The 16,744-nt window shown below is 45.3% G+C and carries 12 protein-coding genes and 2 tRNA genes; 8 read left to right on the top strand and 6 right to left on the bottom strand.

Annotated elements, in window-relative coordinates:
• Window positions 1–1,184: Ig-like domain-containing protein (locus tag AC5GD6_RS05280; protein WP_491846398.1), on the top strand; the 1,184-nt coding region annotated here is incomplete at its 5' end.
• Window positions 1,185–1,586: 402 nt separating this feature from the next.
• Here AC5GD6_RS05280 and AC5GD6_RS05275 read toward each other — a convergent pair.
• The 4 genes from AC5GD6_RS05275 to gltX all read right to left on the bottom strand — a co-directional run bounded on the left by AC5GD6_RS05275 (window position 1,587) and on the right by gltX (window position 5,170).
• Window positions 1,587–1,663, bottom strand: a tRNA-Glu gene (locus AC5GD6_RS05275).
• Window positions 1,664–1,683: 20 nt separating this feature from the next.
• Window positions 1,684–1,757 (bottom strand) — tRNA-Gln (locus tag AC5GD6_RS05270).
• A gap of 201 nt (window positions 1,758–1,958) precedes the next feature.
• Window positions 1,959–3,551, bottom strand: coding sequence for an L-serine ammonia-lyase, iron-sulfur-dependent, subunit alpha (sdaAA, locus tag AC5GD6_RS05265; RefSeq protein ID WP_416437250.1), 1,593 nt, complete (start codon window positions 3,549–3,551; stop codon window positions 1,959–1,961).
• Window positions 3,552–3,574: 23 nt separating this feature from the next.
• The gene (gltX, locus tag AC5GD6_RS05260) at window positions 3,575–5,170 is read right to left on the bottom strand and encodes a glutamate--tRNA ligase (protein WP_491846397.1); all 1,596 of its coding nucleotides are present in this window, start codon (window positions 5,168–5,170) and stop codon (window positions 3,575–3,577) included.
• Window positions 5,171–5,624: 454 nt separating this feature from the next.
• On the opposite strand from gltX, the gene metK reads away from it, so the two are divergent.
• On the top strand, window positions 5,625–6,878 hold the full coding sequence (gene metK / locus AC5GD6_RS05255; RefSeq protein ID WP_303870545.1) for a methionine adenosyltransferase: 1,254 nt from the start codon (window positions 5,625–5,627) through the stop codon (window positions 6,876–6,878).
• A 104-nt stretch (window positions 6,879–6,982) separates the two neighbouring features.
• Complete coding sequence (locus tag AC5GD6_RS05250) at window positions 6,983–7,429, top strand: MarR family winged helix-turn-helix transcriptional regulator (protein ID WP_276776251.1); 447 nt, start codon at window positions 6,983–6,985, stop codon at window positions 7,427–7,429.
• Between the two features lie 87 nt (window positions 7,430–7,516).
• Here the strand turns inward: AC5GD6_RS05250 and AC5GD6_RS05245 are convergent, their stop codons facing one another.
• Complete coding sequence (locus tag AC5GD6_RS05245) at window positions 7,517–7,969, bottom strand: Dps family protein (RefSeq protein WP_311439277.1); 453 nt, start codon at window positions 7,967–7,969, stop codon at window positions 7,517–7,519.
• A gap of 390 nt (window positions 7,970–8,359) precedes the next feature.
• Here AC5GD6_RS05245 and priA point away from each other — a divergent pair, with 390 nt between their 5' ends.
• The 5 genes from priA to AC5GD6_RS05220 all read left to right on the top strand — a co-directional run bounded on the left by priA (window position 8,360) and on the right by AC5GD6_RS05220 (window position 15,462).
• Window positions 8,360–10,684 (top strand): replication restart helicase PriA, encoded by a 2,325-nt coding sequence (gene priA / locus AC5GD6_RS05240; RefSeq protein ID WP_473225400.1) that lies wholly within the window; start codon window positions 8,360–8,362, stop codon window positions 10,682–10,684.
• 73 nt (window positions 10,685–10,757) lie between these two features.
• Window positions 10,758–11,309 (top strand): peptide deformylase, encoded by a 552-nt coding sequence (gene def / locus AC5GD6_RS05235; protein ID WP_491846396.1) that lies wholly within the window; start codon window positions 10,758–10,760, stop codon window positions 11,307–11,309.
• 46 nt (window positions 11,310–11,355) lie between these two features.
• Complete coding sequence (fmt, locus tag AC5GD6_RS05230) at window positions 11,356–12,378, top strand: methionyl-tRNA formyltransferase (protein ID WP_491846395.1); 1,023 nt, start codon at window positions 11,356–11,358, stop codon at window positions 12,376–12,378.
• Entirely contained in the window at window positions 12,375–14,057 is a 1,683-nt protein-coding gene (locus AC5GD6_RS05225) for a transcription antitermination factor NusB (protein ID WP_491846394.1), read from the top strand. The genes fmt and AC5GD6_RS05225 overlap by 4 nt, the downstream gene beginning before the upstream one ends.
• Before the next feature lie 19 nt (window positions 14,058–14,076).
• On the top strand, window positions 14,077–15,462 hold the full coding sequence (locus AC5GD6_RS05220) for a thiamine diphosphokinase (RefSeq protein ID WP_491846393.1): 1,386 nt from the start codon (window positions 14,077–14,079) through the stop codon (window positions 15,460–15,462).
• A gap of 246 nt (window positions 15,463–15,708) precedes the next feature.
• Here AC5GD6_RS05220 and rpmB read toward each other — a convergent pair whose 3' ends face one another.
• Complete coding sequence (gene rpmB / locus AC5GD6_RS05215; RefSeq protein WP_006303255.1) at window positions 15,709–15,909, bottom strand: 50S ribosomal protein L28; 201 nt, start codon at window positions 15,907–15,909, stop codon at window positions 15,709–15,711.
• Between the last annotated feature and the right edge of the window lie 835 nt (window positions 15,910–16,744).

Below are 16,744 nucleotides of genomic sequence, written 5' to 3'. Positions count from 1 at the left end.
TGAAGGGTACTAAGTTTAGTGAAATCACGGTACCTTCTGTCACCGCTGATAATGGCTACACCTTCACAGGTTGGACACCAGAGCTTCCTCAAGGAGATACTCAAGTAAACGAAGCTGCAAGCTATACCGCAGTGGTGCTCGCTAACATCATCGACGTTACAAACAACCCTCAAACACCTACACCTCAAGGCTTCGTTCGCGTAACTTTCGAGGCAGGCGAGGGCGGTGTGCTTATCCACAATAACCAAACGTACGCCCAAGTAATATATGATGTAAAAATTGGCAATGCGATGCCTATTGCTCCAATGGTTAAACCAAACGAAGGCTTAAAGCACCGCGATACAAAAGATGGCTGGACTCCCACCTTGCCAGATGTGGCAGAAAAGAAGAACGTAACATATACAGCTGTGTATTACGCCATGTCCGATCCCGCCATTGCAGAAGAAAATCCTGCTTTGCTGGTGTCTGCGGCCCCAACGGTGAATCCTGTTCATACGCAAACAAAGAAGATTACTGGCAAAGGTGTTGCAGGAGCGACCATTACGGTTACATTCCCTGATGGCGCAACCACACAGACCGGCATCGTTGACGCTCACGGTGACTTTTCCATTGAGGTTCCGTCAACTGTTCGCCTTAAGCAAAATCAGATAATTGCAGTTGTCCAGATAGAAAAGGATAAAATTCCTGAATCTGTTAACGTTGTGGTAACGCCGTCTAAGGCCGACCGCTTTAGGATTCCTGCTCAGCGTGTTGTCGTCGACGACAAAACTCATCTGACGCCATTGGAGAAGGATAAGGTTAAGCATAATCTTAATGACGCTAATCCTGATGTAAAGCCTGCTAAACAGACTATTTCTGATAACGGAGATGCGTCACTTGAGTTTGATGACGGAAGCACGCTTGTTATCCCTGCCGATAAGCTTGTGGTTGAGCGTGTGGTGCCGCCAACGCCACCAACGCCGTCTACACCTTCGGCACCTGTATCTACGACGTCTGACGCTAACACTCACCAGCCGTTGCCTCAAGGTAAGCCTGCATTACCACAAACAGGCGTGAACGACGCTTCGCCGTTTGCCTCTCTGATGCTTGGATTGGGTGGTTTCTTAGGACTCTTTGGTATTCGTCGTCGCAAAAAGCGTGGTGACAATACGACTGAACAGGATAGCGACAACACTGCTCAGTAATAGGTGTTTAAGCTAGTTTGTTTAAGCTCATTGCTCAAGCGATAAGTAGTGTAAACGCTTGATTTAACATAATCATCAATCTGTGCGGAGTACTCAAAAGGTACTCCGCATCTTTTAACAACGTCTTGACAAAGTCTTTTGTTGTAGAGGATGGAGCTGCGCATGTGTTGAGTATTGCGCCAGAATCCGTGCATAACACATGAGTTTGGAGATGGAGTTGCGTATGTGTAGAGGATGGAGCTGCGTATGTAGTGAATAATATGCTACATGCGCACAAAGATCGGCAAAAAGAGGGGTTATGAAGGGCTATAGGACAAAATCGGCAAAAAGAGAAGGCGGCTATAGGAGGGTTATTGAAAAAAGGCTAGAAAAAAACCGCCCATAAGGCGGCTTGATAATCATTGGTAGCCCGTACCAGATTCGAACTGGTGATCTCCGCCTTGAGAGGGCGGCGTCCTAAACCGCTAGACGAACGGGCCATAGACATGAGTTAGACAAATGGCTGGGACGGAGAGAATCGAACTCCCACTGAAGGTACCAGAAACCTTTGTCCTACCGTTAGACGACGTCCCAAAAGATGTTGTACTAACTGCTACGCGCAAGGAATAAATATACGTTAAACACCTTCATTTTGCAATACAAATTTAAAAAAATTTTCCTCTTCACAAATTTTACGAGAGGGGCGCGATCAACACGAGTGCGATCAACACGAGCGCGAACCGCACGGGCACGAACAGTACGCCGCACGACGCGCGCAGCTTATCCCAACGCCGGTTAATCGCAGAGATTGCACGTTGTACAACAAGAGCTTGCAGCTTGTGCAGATGGCGCCGCCGCTAGACCTCCCAGAGCCGTTTCTCTAAGCGTTGCTGGCAACGCTTCGCCCACCGACTTCATCGCTTGAGTAACCTCATCAAATGGCAAGGGATCAAGAACACCCGACAGAGCCAATTGAGCTGCGCTTATCGCATTTGCTACGCCAATAGCATTGCGGTCTTGACAGGGATATTCAACCAATCCGCGCACGGGATCGCATACCAATCCTAATAAATTAGCAATAGCAGTTGAGGCGGCACTTAAACACACACGAGGTTGTGCGCCTAAAAGCTCACAGATAGCAGATGCAGCCATTGCCGAGGCAGAGCCTACTTCGGCTTGGCACCCTCCTTCGGCTCCTGCAACTGAAGCATTATGTGCCAAAATAGCTCCGAGTGCACACGCATTCCACAGTGCGCGGCTTAATTGTGCGTCGTTGGCACCAATGGCTTTGCCAACGCCTAGAACTGCGCCTGGAACTACTCCTGCCGATCCAGCAGTGGGGGCGGCAACAATTACGCCCATGGTTGCCGAGCGTTCAAGCACTGCCATTGCATACGCCACGCATGTAGTAAGCGTATCACCCATAAGCGCAGGTGCATAGCGGCTCTTATGCTTCCATACCGTTTGCGCTTGACCGCCCAGTAATCCACCAAGTGAGGGGCGTGGAGTACGCAGCGGATCGGTTGTTTCCTCGCGCATAACTTCTAGCACGTGGAGCATTTTTTCGTCAACATTTTGAAGGCGTTCACAAAGCGTAAGCTCGCGGTTTCTCATGACTTCGCCTATGGTCATGTTATGGCGTTCACAGAGTTCTAACAGTTGAGCGCCTGTTTCAAACCCAAGCTGGAGCTTGCCTTCGTGCGAGATAGCAACCGAACCAGGGATGTTTACCGTATTAACAAGGTGCACGTGCTCTACGTTTCTTAAACGAGTAAGGAGATCGCCTTGAAGCGGATTATCGACTTCAAAAACGGTGTAGGCTTTACCGCCACGTTTTGCCCTAAACGTGCGCATGGTGGCAATATTGATCTCATAGGTAGAAAGAATTCCAGTAAGAGCCGCAAGTACACCTGCAACGTCTTGATGAGCCACAAACAACGTTGGATAATCACCAGTAATTTCAACACTAATGCCATCAATGGAACTTATGCGAATTCGTCCGCCGCCCAAAGATTCCCCGGTCACCGACATAGTTTGATTGTCCAGACCATACATTTTTATCGTTACGGTATTGGGGTGTTTACCAGCGCCTTCATCGGAAGGAATAAAGTCAAACCGTAGGCCTTCTTTTTTTGCTGCAGTAAAGGAGTCGCGCACACGAATGTCGTCGGGCGCAAACCCCAAAATGCCGCCTACCAGAGCTTTATCGCTTCCGTGACCTTTGTAGGTATGAGCAAATGAATTGTACAGAATAAATTCAACGCGCGCTAAAGGAGCGGGACCTAACGATCGAGCTACTAAAGCAATGCGCAAAGCACCGGCTGTATGCGAGGACGAAGGACCTACCATGATAGGACCGAGCACCTCAAATGCTGATGTTGTCATCATAATAATAAACTCACTTATCTACATTAGCTCTTATGTGCTTCTAGCAATTCCAGCGCGTTTTTCAAACGAAAGAGCGCAAGTTCACGACCAAGCAACTCCATAGATTCGCCCAAAGGAGGGGAAACCTGATTGCCACATTCAGCAACGCGTATGGCAGCAAAAAACTTACGCTTGGTGGCGCCAAGTTTTTCGGGAAGCTCAGCCATTGCAGCGTCTATGTGCTCACTTGTCCAGTCGTTTACTTCTTCAAGTGCCGCATAAGCAGCCTTAAGTGACGCGCCTGCGCTTTCGTTGTTATAAATATTTTTAGTAAGCGAAGGCTCATCTATACAGAGGTTTTTGCCTTGATACAGAAAACGAGCTTTCTCGACAACATCGTGTGCAAGCGTTGTACGTGGCTTAAGGATAGATGCGAGCAACAAATACCAAGAAGGTCGCTTGTCAAAACATGCGCTCACATCGCTCTCATGTATGTCCATGGTCTCGCCTGCGCCTTCCGCCACGTCGCCCGTGCCGCTGTCCGTACACGCATTAGTTGTCTTAGGCATTTCAAGCCCTGCTTTTATGAGCTCGGGAATAAGAACATTGTGCGCAAAGTCGTTGTCGCTTAGACGCTGCATATATTGAGCGTTAATCCAGTCGAGTTTTTTAGGATCAAAGGTAGCAGGATTTTTTGAAATATGTTCAAGCGAGAATTTTTGCATAAGTACATCTTTAGGCACAATGGTTGTTTCACCGTCAAGAGCCCATCCAAGCAATGCCAGATAATTTACAAATGCCTCACTGTCATAGCCGCTATCGCGATATTCTTCTACCGAAGTTGCACCGTGGCGCTTTGAAAGTTTTTTGCCGTCTACGCCTAAGATCATAGAAAGATGAGCAAAAACAGGAACTTGCGCGCCCAATGCTTCGTATACAATAACTTGACGCGGCGTATTTGATAAGTGGTCATCGCCGCGAATGATGTGCGTAATCTTCATAGCTGCATCGTCGCAAACGGTTGCAAAATTATACGTAGGAGTTCCGTCTGAGCGAAAGATAATAAAATCGTCCAGCTCGCGCGCATTAAAGGTTACGTCGCCATGAATGAGATCGTGAACAACAACATCGCCACGGTTAAGAGGCACTTTTACGCGAATGGTATAGGGCTCACCATGAGCAATACGCTCTTTTGCAACATCAAGGCTAATTCCTCTACAAGCGCGATTATAACCCTGAAAACGTGCATGCTGCTCTTGGGCTGTTTTGCGCGCAGCATCCAGGGTTTCTTGACTACAAAAACAGTAATACGCCTTGCCTTCTTCTACCAACTTTTGCGCAGCTTGGCGGTACATATCCAAACGCTCTGTTTGTTTATACGGACCAAAAGCTCCTCCTACATCGGGACCTTCATCCCAATCAAGACCAAGCCAGCGCATAGCACGTAGAATAATCTGCGTATTTTCTTCGGTTGAGCGCGTAGGATCTGTATCATCAATGCGCAAAATAAATGTTCCTTTGTGCGCACGCGCAAAAGCCCAGTTATATATAGCAGTACGTGCACCTCCTACATGGAGTTTACCGGTAGGAGATGGTGCAAAACGAACACGAACTTCTGTATTTGCAGTTTGTGAATTCATACTTGGATACCTCTCGATGTATGTTTATCAAGCAGTTATATGTATCATAGCGCGAAGGAGGTTTGCGCGCGCATGAGCGCAGACAAATTCTCGCTAATTTTGCCGAAATAACACGGTTTATGCTTTAAGCTTATTTTAATGAATTATATCGTATAAAATGTGTCATTTTTGCCAGTGCGCACTCCTTGATACATGTTACATGCATAAACGTGTACTATAAGGTATACAAAAACGGTAAACCTTATATGCTATTTTTGGTAAGCCTTATGACCTATGGTGTTGCTAAGATTATAGTACAAACATAATCTCCCTTGTTGTCTTGGGTGCTTCATGGGGTGCTATCTCATAGAGAATACGTGGTTTATCTCATATGTTTGTGGCTTAGGTTGTGTAACAATATCAGGCTGCTTTTGTGTTTACCGTTTACGCTACAACAGAAAGATCAGGTGCTTATATGGTTGGAAGAAATTTCCTATTTACATCAGAGGCGGTTACCGAGGGTCATCCCGATAAAATGTGTGACCAAATCTCCGATGCAGTACTTGATGCTATTCTTGCAAAAGAAGCTAATCTCGAAAAAGTTGGATACATTTCACCAAGCGGCATTCCTGCGCGCCTTGCAGATGTTCGCTGCGCGTGTGAAACGTTTGTTACGACAGGCACCATTATTGTTGCAGGAGAAATTCGCACGCAGGCCTATGTTGATATCCCAGCTATTGCGCGCGAAACTGTTCGTAAAATAGGATACGACCGTGCAAAATACGGTTTTGACTGTGATACCTGCGGTGTTATCAATCTTATTCACGAACAAAGCCCCGACATCGCTCAAGGTGTTGATGTTTCGTTTGAATCCCAACATGGTAACTCAGATGAATCTACTCAATTAGGAGCTGGAGATCAGGGTATGATGTTTGGTTATGCTTCGGATGAAACCCAAACATATATGCCCATGCCTGCCTTTATAGCGCAATCGCTGGCACGCCGCTTGGCTCAAGTTCGTAAAGAGCATATCCTTGATTATCTTCGTCCCGATGGAAAAACGCAGGTAAGTATTCGCTACGAACATGATGTTCCCGTTTGCGTGAGCGCTATTGTTGTATCAACGCAGCACGCGCCCGAAATAACTTCTATGGATATGATTAAGGCCGACATCATTAAGCATGTTATTGCGCCCGTAATAGAGCCGTTGAATATCAGCTATAAGAATGCCGATATTTACGTGAATCCAACAGGGCGTTTTGTAGTTGGAGGCCCTATGGGCGACACAGGTTTAACGGGCAGAAAAATTGTGGTTGATACCTATGGTGGTATGGGTCGTCATGGCGGCGGGGCATTTTCGGGGAAAGATTGCACCAAAGTTGATAGGTCTGCCGCCTATGCTGCACGTTGGGTAGCTAAAAATATTGTTGCAGCTCATGCTGCTAAGCGTTGCGAAGTTCAGCTTGCCTACGCTATTGGCGTATCGCATCCGCTTTCGATTATGGTTGATACGTTTGGAACTGGCCAGGTTCCCGATACCGTGTTAAGCGATATGGTGCCGCGCGTATTTGATTTAACACCTGCTGCTATTATTAGTGCGCTTGATCTTCGTCGTCCGATTTTTGAAAAAACTGCACGATATGGGCATTTTGGTCGCAATGATCCCGATTTTACTTGGGAGCAAACAAATAAAGTGGACGAGATAAAGGCACATTTGCAGCATGTTTAGTGCATGTTTGGTGTATGCTTAACGCACGTTTAGAGCATGTTTAGGACATGACGTGCGTGCGCGTGGTGCACGTAGTAAGTTGTATGTTTGAATGGGAGTTTGTAATGGCAGATCAAGATGAGCGCGAATCACTTCTTGATGCGTGGATTTCACTCACTACAATCATCAATAATGACCGATTGGTTTCGGTTCTTCCTTATAATGAGGCTGTTGTATGTCGTATTTTGCTGCAGCACGTTGATGAAGATATCACTGCTACCGAGCTTTGCAAGATTATGAATATGCAAAAATCTCAGATGAATCATACGCTTGCAGCCATGGAACACAAAAAACTTATCATTCGCAAACGTTGTACCAGCGATAAGCGCCGTATTTTTATTAGGCTTAATGAAGCAGAGATGGATGTGTATAATCGCCAACACGCGCAAGTTATGCATATTGTTGAAAATCTTATAGCTACGTTGGGAGAAGAGCAAACCAAACAGGTTATTAAACTCTTGCGTGTGCTTGCAGATACTGCCGATAAAGAGCTTGGCAATCATAAAGATTAGCTGCGCGTAAGAAAAACGGAGTATTCAGAAGATACTCCGTTTTCTTGTAATGTATGTTTATAGTTCGTGCTCGTTAGAGCGTCCGTTTTAAGCAACGCAAGAAGAAATCATCCAAAGTTGTTTTTGGTAATCAGCAATATATTCATTAAATTGATCTTGAGTTGCTCCGTCGCCAGCTTGCTCTGCCAAGTCTACAATCTCTTGTGCTTGACCAATCCACCAGGTAATGCTTTCAATAAGTTCACGAATAACATCGTCGTCTTTAATAGGAGCGTTTTCGCGCTCTTTAATGGTAGCAAGCTTTAAAGCGCCTTCCATATTAGCGTTTGGGTTTCCACCTAAAGCAATAATGCGCTCGGCAACACCATCAACAATTTCTTCTGACTGAAGATACATGTCCTCAAGTTTTTTGTGAAGAACAAAGAAGCTCTTGCCTTTAATATACCAATGCATGCTAAGTGTTTTAAAGTAATTAACTTGTTGGTTTGCAAGGTAAACATTCATTTTCTCAAGCAATGCGCTCTTAGGATCTTGTACCATAATAAAATTCCTTTCTGAGGTATTTTGATGTTATATCTAACATCTGTTTACTTATTGTGTACCCGATTTATGTGATTCGTTTCTTAAAAAGTTGTGCAATGTGGCGTGCACATGAAACATCCATGCTTTAAGCTTATACTCAGCTTTTGTAAGGAATTGGCACGCCAATCTATACGCAATACATACATGCTTACAAGGTAGAGCTGTCCATACACATTATGCGCAGCTTCAAGTAATTTGGATGTATGTACTTAACTTTTAAGAAGATTATAAATTTGTACTATGCAAACATATGTACGTATTTTATACTAGTAGAGGGTTTTGTATTGAACGTATATCGCGGCTGTGTACGTGCTCTTTGCGCAGTTGCAACAATAAGAAGGGAGGATTATGCCATATACAACTCAAGAAATAACTATTGCATCGGTTGTACTCGATATTCCTTCCCGTGCTCTTACCAAGTCGTTTGATTACATAATCACTCCCGAGCTTAGTAAAACGTGTACCGTTGGAACAACGATTTTGGTTGATTTTGCACATCGAGCAGCTATTGGCTATGTAATTGACGTTAAAGTGCAAACGATACAAGAAACCTCAAGAGAGCTAAAACCTGTTTTGCGTGTGCTGGCGCCGCCTGCTTTTGATCGCCTTCATGCACAGCTGGCTACATGGATTTCGCGTGAGTATGCATGTCCTTTGTCTGAAGCGTTTCGTCCTTTTTTGCCACCGGGACAACTCGTAAAAATCAAGCGTGATTCAAAAGACGACCCGTGGCAGCTTGTGTGCGAGAAACGAGGTTGTGTTGATGAACGCTGGATCAAGCTGACGAAAGCGGGTAAAGATTATAAACCAGCTGCTCGTGCATGTGCACAGCGTAGGCTATTAACAGCGCTTTCGGCAGGTCCTGTTCGTGTGGCAGAGTTAAAAGTTTTGCTTCCAGGAACACTTTCGGTTGCCCGTGCGCTCGAAAAAAAGCATGTGGTAGAAATCTATAAACAACGCATAGAACGCCAGCTTGCTCCATCTGCGCTTTCAAGTGCAAAAGCTTTAAAGCCGTCTCAGCTGACCCGCGGTCAAATTAATGCGCTATCTGCTATTAGGCGTGCTTGTGAGGCTCAAGCAGGAGATGTAATTCTTGTAGACGGCATTACAGGATCAGGCAAAACCGAAGTCTATTTAGAAGCAATCGAAGATGTGATAGCACAAGGGAAAACTGCGCTGGTGCTTGTGCCCGAAATTGCCCTTACAGCACAAACAGTTGGTAGGTTTCGTAGCCGCTTTGGTAATCGCGTTGCAGTGCTTCATTCAAAGCTTTCGGTAGGCGAGCGCTATGATCAGTGGGATATGGTTCGTACAGGTCGCGCTCGTGTTTTAGTTGGTGCTCGTTCTGCTCTTTTTGCACCGCTTGCTGACATTGGTCTTATTGTGATCGACGAGGAACACGATAGTAGTTACAAGCAAGAACTTGCTCCACGCTATCATGCACGCGCCGTTGCCGAAAAACTGGCGCAGCTGTCGCATAGTGCATTGGTGCTTGGATCTGCAACTCCTTCGCTTGATAGTTTAATGCACTGTTCAAAGCGCACACACCAAGCTCGTACGTGGACGCATGTTGTTATGGACGAGCGTCCTGCTGGCGCACACTTGCCTCGTATTCAGATCGTGGATATGACCAAAGAGTTTGCGCTTGGCAACAAATCCATGTTTTCTCGTGCGCTCACAGAAGAGTTATGGCATGTGGTTGATGCTGGTAAAAAAGCTATGATTCTTATTAACAGGCGCGGATTTGCTAATTTTTTAATGTGTCGCGAGTGTGGTGCGGTGCCTGAGTGTCCACATTGTTCAATTACGCTTACCTATCACGAAAAAACGCATGAGCTTAAATGTCACGAATGTGATCGTCATTGGTCAGTTTTTGTATATCCAAATCCGCTTACCGCTTGTCCTCATTGCGGAAGTAAGTACATGGCAGGGTTTGGAGCTGGTACGCAGCGTGTAGAAGACGAGCTTATTCGTATGTTTGGCGATAAAACCGTGGTTGTTCGCATGGATGCCGACACAACGCGTGCTAAAGGTGCACATGAAAAGCTTTTAGAAACCTTTGATAGTGCTTCTTGTGCCATTTTAGTTGGTACACAAATGATTGCCAAAGGTCTTGATTTTCCCGATGTGGTGCTTGTTGGTGTACTCAATGCAGATACTACCCTTAAAATGCCCGATTTTAGAGCGGCAGAAAAAAGCTACTTCTTATTAGAGCAAGTTGCTGGAAGGTCGGGCAGAGGTGCGTGCGATGGTAAGGTTGTTATTCAAACATATTGGGCTGGGCATCCGGTAATGGAAGCCGTGCAAACTCATAATCGCACACGTTTTGTAACACAAGAATTACAGGAGCGTCAATCGGCATATTATCCTCCGTTTTCTCGCATTGCTAATGTGCTTATGTGGAGTTTGAATGCAAAAGATGTTGCTGATTTTTCGACGCGTTTAGCAATTGAGTTGCAAACAACGCTTGCACATCAAGAAGGTATGTGGCGTATGCTTGGTCCGTCTAATTGCATGAAATACAAGGTTAACGACAGGTATCGCCGTCATATTGTAGTTAAAGCGCCACTTGGTGCGCCACTTGGCACAACCATTTCATCGTGTATAAGCCGTGTAAAAACGCCCCCTGGACTTCGCATCTCTATTGATGTGGACGCTTACGATATTATGTAACGGTAGAATAATATGTCATGAATAATATGGCATGTACAAGGTTACTTTTTAAACGTATAGGATGAGGAGTGTTATGAAAAAAAGTGTTGCGTATAAAGAAATGGTTTGCGCGCCGTCTGCTATTTTGCAAACAGTGTGTGAGCCCGTTAAAGAAATAACGCAGGAAATTAAAGATCTAGCTCATCATATGTTTGAAGTGATGTATGCAACTGATGGATGCGGACTTGCCGCGCCTCAAATTGGCAAAAACATACGCTTGGTGGTTATTGATTGCGAATGGGGCGAAGGTTCTCGCAAAAAACCATATGTGCTTGTTAACCCAAAAATTGTTGTTGCCGATGAAGCAGATCGTAGCATGTCTGAGGGTTGTCTTTCGTATCCAGGTATTTTGGTGCCCGTAAAGCGACCATCGCACGTTATTTGTGAAGCATTAAATTTGGACGGCGATCTTATTCGCTATGAAGCTCGTGGTAATTTGTTGGCTGCATGTCTACAACATGAGTGTGACCACCTGCAAGGCGTTACGATTCCCGATCATTTGCCGCTTCACAAAAAAATGGAAAAACTCGAAGAATACAAGCATGCTTTAGAGGCAGGCGCGCGTCCTGGTGAAGTTGAAATTTAAGGTTTGAGTTTTAAGATTAAGTTGAAATGTAAGGTTTGAGAGCTTTATGAATATAGTTTATATGGGTACACCCGATTTTTCGGTTAAACCGCTTCAAGAATTGCATAAGCATCACAAGATTTCGCTTGTTATTACACGCCCCGACGCGGTGCGTGGTCGAGGAAAAAAGCTCATACCATCACCAGTTAAACAGTGTGCGAACGCGCTTTCGCTTTCCGTGCGTGAGGCAACTCGTTTTGATGATGAACTCACTTTAGCTGTTAAAGCATGTGAGCCCGATGTTATTGTTGTTGCTGCCTATGGTTGTATTATTCCCGATAGCGTTTTAGCTTTGCCTCGGTATACAACGCTTAATATTCATGCGTCGCTTCTTCCTCGTTGGCGTGGAGCTGCTCCTATTCAACGGGCTATTCTTTCGCGTGATGAAGCTACAGGTGTGTCCATTATGAATGTGGTTCACGAACTTGATGCAGGAGATTTTTGCAGGCAAGCATCGCTTAAGATTGGAATGCAATCACTAGACGAGCTTACCGATAAGCTTAGTGCTTTGGGCGCGCGTGAGCTTTTGTGTGCGCTTAGTGATTTAGAGGAGCATAAGCTTGTATGGCATAAGCAATCTCAAACTGATATAACATATGCTCAAAAAATTGATAAACACGAGTTATTGCTAGATCCCAGTTTATCTGCAGAATCTAATTTGGTTCGTATACAAGCGTCTGGCGACGCTGCGCCTGCACGTTTTATGATGGGTAAAAAGGGTGCTCGTGCGCTTGTCGGGCGCTTTGTGTGTGATGAAGTTGCATCCGAAAATGCGGTGTCCGAGAACGCCATGCCTGAAGGTGCCGTGTCTAAGAGCAATGCTTCCGAAAATGCTGTGTCCGAAAGCGCTGCGCGCGCAGAACACATACCAGCAGGTGCGGTTCTTATTCGCAATCATCGTGTATTTTTAGGCTGTGCTTCGGGTGTCTTAGAGCTTTTGCGTGTTAAACCCGATGGCAAATCTGCTATGTCGGCACACGACTGGTCTTTGGGTTTACATAACGTTTCTACATGGAGCCATGTTTCATGACAAGTGTTAAGGTTGCTTCTTCGCGCACGGTAGCGTTTAAGGCGTTGTGCGCGCTGCGGAAAAACACCACATATGTGCAGGATTTTCTAAAGCATTTTGATGCGTTTCGTGCGCTTTTACAAGACGAAAAAAGTTTTGTCCAGCATGTTGTATGTGGCGTTATAAGCTCGCAGAGTATGGTGGATAAGATGCTTGCACAGTATGTAAAGCGTCTTGCTCATCAGCCGTATAAAGTGCTTATATGTTTGCGTATGGCTACCTATGAATTGGTGTATAGGCAAACGGCAGCTTATGCAGTTGTAAGCCAATATGTAGAGCTTGTACGCTTGGTGGATAAGCGTGGAGCCTCTTTTGTAAATGCCGTTTTGCACCGAATAGCCACACATGACCAGACAAACTTTGCCCACGCGCGTCAACATCTTGTGCGGATTGTACAAGATTGCCACTCATACGATGATATCTTGCGCACACTAAATGCTGCGCCGATCTCGGCTGAATCTCAACATCATTTCTTGCAATCCTTTGGTTTTACGTGTGAATCTGATTTTCTTTGTGAGGCGTGTTTAGTTTCGGGATTACCCACATGGATTGTAAAACGCGCTTATCGCGATCGTGGGCTGTTTATATGCGCACATATGGCTCTTTCTGCGCAAGCACATGTTCCGTTTTATGTATGCAAAAATCCTTATAATCCGCCTCAGATACCTGGTGAACTTGTTCCAGTCCAAACTGCATGGGGTAGCTATAAATTACATGGAATCTCGCCTGCTGCTCTCTATAACGATATTGAGGGTCAACGTTTAACAATTTCCGATTTTGCTGCGCAATGTATTGCCGCTTGTGTTGTACATACACGTCCCAAGAAGCTTCTTGAAATAGGATGTGGGAAGGGTACTAAGTCGCTTCTTATTTCTTATATGAATAAAAGGCTTTCCTGTCCTGCAATCTCTGAACGAGTTGTGTGCGACAAATCACCTCAAAAGCTCGCTTGCACGCGAAAACGTCTCAGCCGCGCTCACATTAATGATCCTATTCGTTTTGTAGCTCATGACGCAACAAAACTTGATACCTATTTTGATGAGCACGAACGCTTTGATACGGTGTTTATTGATACTCCGTGCAGTGGTTCGGGAACCATGAGAAGGCACGTAGAAGCACCAACAACTATGAGTGAAGCGGCTCTTGATGTAGCTCGTTCTCACAGCCTTGTGTATACTCAACGCGAGCTCCTTCGTGCGGCTAGTCGTTTGGTTAACGTGGGCGGCTTTTTGATATATGCAACGTGCTCGATTTTTTCGTGCGAAAATGAGGATGTTGTATCCGCCTTTTTGGCTTCAGACGCTGGAAAAGGCTTTGTATGTACGAACTTTCCGCGCGTGTGGACTCAAGAGCTTCATGCGTCTATGCGCGAAGTTGTTACGCAAGCGTATAATTCTTTTAGCGCGAGCGTTGTAGATACCAATCACAAAGCAACTGCCGATCACAAAGCAACTGCCGATCACAAAGCAACTGCCGATGTGCGCTCATCTTCGCAGGTAGTACCTGACGCCGCGTCCGCAACTTCGCAGGCGGCATCTGCCACTACGCGCACATCTTCGCGTTGCGGCATGTATTTATTTGCACCTATGGCACATTCATGCGACTCTCATTTTGTTGCGTGTCTTACAAGAATTTCTTAATCGTAAAAGGAGAAGTGGTATGGCAATTCAAGCTGCAATTTTTGACTGTGATGGTACCTTGCTTGATACGATGGATATGTGGCGCAACACAACAGCTCAGCTTCTTAATTCGTATGGTCTTGAACTTACCAAGTCGCTTTTCGATGCCATTGAGCCGCTCACGATTGTTCAAACGTGTGATTATATTCACACGCACTGCCATGTAGACGCGTCTGGCGATGCGGTTATGCAGCGTTTTAACGAAATAATTCGCAAGGGGTATGAGCGTTCGTCGGTACCCTTACCTGGTGTTTGTGAGTTTTTGCAAAGCCTTCGCGCGCATGGAGTTCGTATGGTAGTAGCTTCTTCTACGCCACAAAAGCATTTAGAGTTTGCACTTAAGCGTGCAGGAATTTTTGATTTCTTTGAGCGTACGTTTTCAACTGGCGGCTCTATTAGAAGCAAAGAGTATCCCGATATTTGGGAAGCTGCGCATACGTATCTTGGAACGGAAGCTTCATCCACGTGGGTATTTGAGGATACGCCGTTTGGTGTTCGCGAAGCTAAAGCGGCAAAGCTTAATACCGTTTGTATCTTTGATACTCATATGCAGCGCGATATTGAGACCTGCAAAAAGTTTAGTGATGTGTTTATTCATTCGTATGCAGAGCTATCGTATGAGTTGCTTGATGACTTTGAGCCTTTACCAGATTCATTTGACGCACATCAACAGGGGGATTTAAGCGATACAAGCGCTGATGATGTGTTGAGCGTGTTGATTGTTGCAGGTTCTCCTGCACCTTCTTCTCTTAAGCTGGTGCAAAAACTTGCACGCGCTAACGATTATCTCATCGCAGCAGATGGGGGAGCAAATGTTCTGTATGAAGCAGGCATTATTCCGCAGGTATTTTGTGGTGATGCAGACTCGATTGATAGGGATGCCTATGATTGGGTAACGTCTTGTGTTGAAAAAAAGATCACATTTCCGCGCGAAAAGTATGCCACGGATTTACAACTTGCGCTTGATTGTGCAGTGCACGAGGCGCGCAGGCGTCGCAAACTTCTCCATGTTACGCTTACCTGCGCTTCTGGTGGACGAGCCGATCATGCACTGGGCGTTATTGGTGTATTAGCGCGTGCGGCTTCGTATTGTCCAACAATTGTTGAAGACAACTATACGCTGCAGATTATATCGTTGCGTGGACGTTCACATGTGCATTTTGCGCAGGCGGATGTCAAAAAAACGGTGTCGGTGATTGCGCTTACTCCGTGGACGTGCATTTCAGAAACGGGATTTAAGTGGAATTTATCTCATTACGATTTGGCGCAATTTAGCGACGAAGGTATTTCTAATGTGATAGAAGATGCTGCTGCAACAATTGTGTGTCATTCGGGGAAAGCTGCCGTTTTTATCATGCATGGTTAGTAGGGTAAGGCTTGTAAAAAGAAGCTTACAAAAAAGCGGATACAAAACGCGTGTGCAGTCTTACAGCCGCACCAAAAAAGAGCTTACAAAAAAGCGCGTGCGTCTTTAAGCACCTAACAAGGTAGACAAAGAAAGAGCCCACAATTTCACAACTCTATAACTCTACAAAAAAAGGAGCGTAAAGCTCCTTTTGTGTTTATGTAGTGCGCACAAGGCGCAGCGCGTTTAACTTCCTGCAGGTAGTTGTTATGCTTGCTCGGCAGAGCGAGCAACTTTACCGCTCTTAAGGCAACGAGTGCAAACGTTTTTCTTAGGAGTTTTACCGTCTTCAAAAACGGTAACGCGTTGAATATTGGGTTTAAATTTACGGTTAACAGTGCGGTGTGAGTGGCTAATTGAGCGACCAGCAACTGCGTGCTTACCGCAAATATCGCAGACTTTAGACATAATTGACCTCCATTGCAGGAGCGCATATCGCGCCTTTAATTCACAAGTGCTTATCTACTTTAGCACATAGTGTATTTTCTGCAAGTCAAACGCGGTTGATATGGTGGTTTAATGACGAAAAAATCTTTTCGTCGATAAGCATGCGCGCGTAGATTGAAAGTTGCCTTCATTTGCTAGGTATGCTTCTTGCTTGACGGAATCGTCTTTGAATAAGCTCATTCAGATAAGTGCACGCGTAATCATAACGCGCATGAGCTTTTCAGAATTTGACGCGAGTATTCTATTAAAGATTTCTGCGGTAAACCGCAAAAATCTTTAATAGAGCGGTTGTACAACATCCATGAACAGGGTAACGTCCATCTAATGGTGTAAAATGGCGCAGTAAAGAAGCTATACTTTTAAGAAAAATTCGAAAAATACCCCGTTTGACACGAGTTCTGAAGTTAAAAATTGCCCTTCATGGTGCTTTTGAGAGGTTCTCAAAACTGTACCAATGCACCTACCTCGTAAAATGCAAAACACGTTTTTTGAACCTATGGCACGGAGCTACAAAAACTCGTGTCAAATAAGGTTTTTTTCGAATATTAAGCAGAATGTTTTATAAAACCTTGCTCGAAAGCGCCAGCGCAGCTCCAAGATGGCATGGAATCAAGTCATGCACAACACCAAGCCATACGCAGCCAGCGCGCCAGCGCCCCACCAAACTCCTAAAAGCCAGATTCAATTACACCAAACCACACTTGCGCCCAACAACGCTTGCGTCCAACCACGCAGAATATATGGTATTTCTTAGGTAAATGCTTATAACCCCACTATTTAAAAATAGTTCCTTATG

It is taken from the genome of Fannyhessea sp. (genome assembly GCF_986145555.1).
The sequence above is the reverse complement of the archived record's forward strand: the minus strand, read 5'-3'. Positions and strand labels throughout refer to the sequence as shown.

Coding starts and splice junctions, on each gene's coding strand:
- sdaAA (WP_416437250.1), bottom strand. CDS start 3,551: ATGATGACAACATCAGCATTTGAGGTGCTCGGTCCTATCATGGTAGGT.
- gltX (WP_491846397.1), bottom strand. CDS start 5,170: ATGAATTCACAAACTGCAAATACAGAAGTTCGTGTTCGTTTTGCACCA.
- metK (WP_303870545.1), top strand. CDS start 5,625: ATGGTTGGAAGAAATTTCCTATTTACATCAGAGGCGGTTACCGAGGGT.
- AC5GD6_RS05250 (WP_276776251.1), top strand. CDS start 6,983: ATGGCAGATCAAGATGAGCGCGAATCACTTCTTGATGCGTGGATTTCA.
- AC5GD6_RS05245 (WP_311439277.1), bottom strand. CDS start 7,969: ATGGTACAAGATCCTAAGAGCGCATTGCTTGAGAAAATGAATGTTTAC.
- priA (WP_473225400.1), top strand. CDS start 8,360: ATGCCATATACAACTCAAGAAATAACTATTGCATCGGTTGTACTCGAT.
- def (WP_491846396.1), top strand. CDS start 10,758: ATGAAAAAAAGTGTTGCGTATAAAGAAATGGTTTGCGCGCCGTCTGCT.
- fmt (WP_491846395.1), top strand. CDS start 11,356: ATGAATATAGTTTATATGGGTACACCCGATTTTTCGGTTAAACCGCTT.
- AC5GD6_RS05225 (WP_491846394.1), top strand. CDS start 12,375: ATGACAAGTGTTAAGGTTGCTTCTTCGCGCACGGTAGCGTTTAAGGCG.
- AC5GD6_RS05220 (WP_491846393.1), top strand. CDS start 14,077: ATGGCAATTCAAGCTGCAATTTTTGACTGTGATGGTACCTTGCTTGAT.
- rpmB (WP_006303255.1), bottom strand. CDS start 15,909: ATGTCTAAAGTCTGCGATATTTGCGGTAAGCACGCAGTTGCTGGTCGC.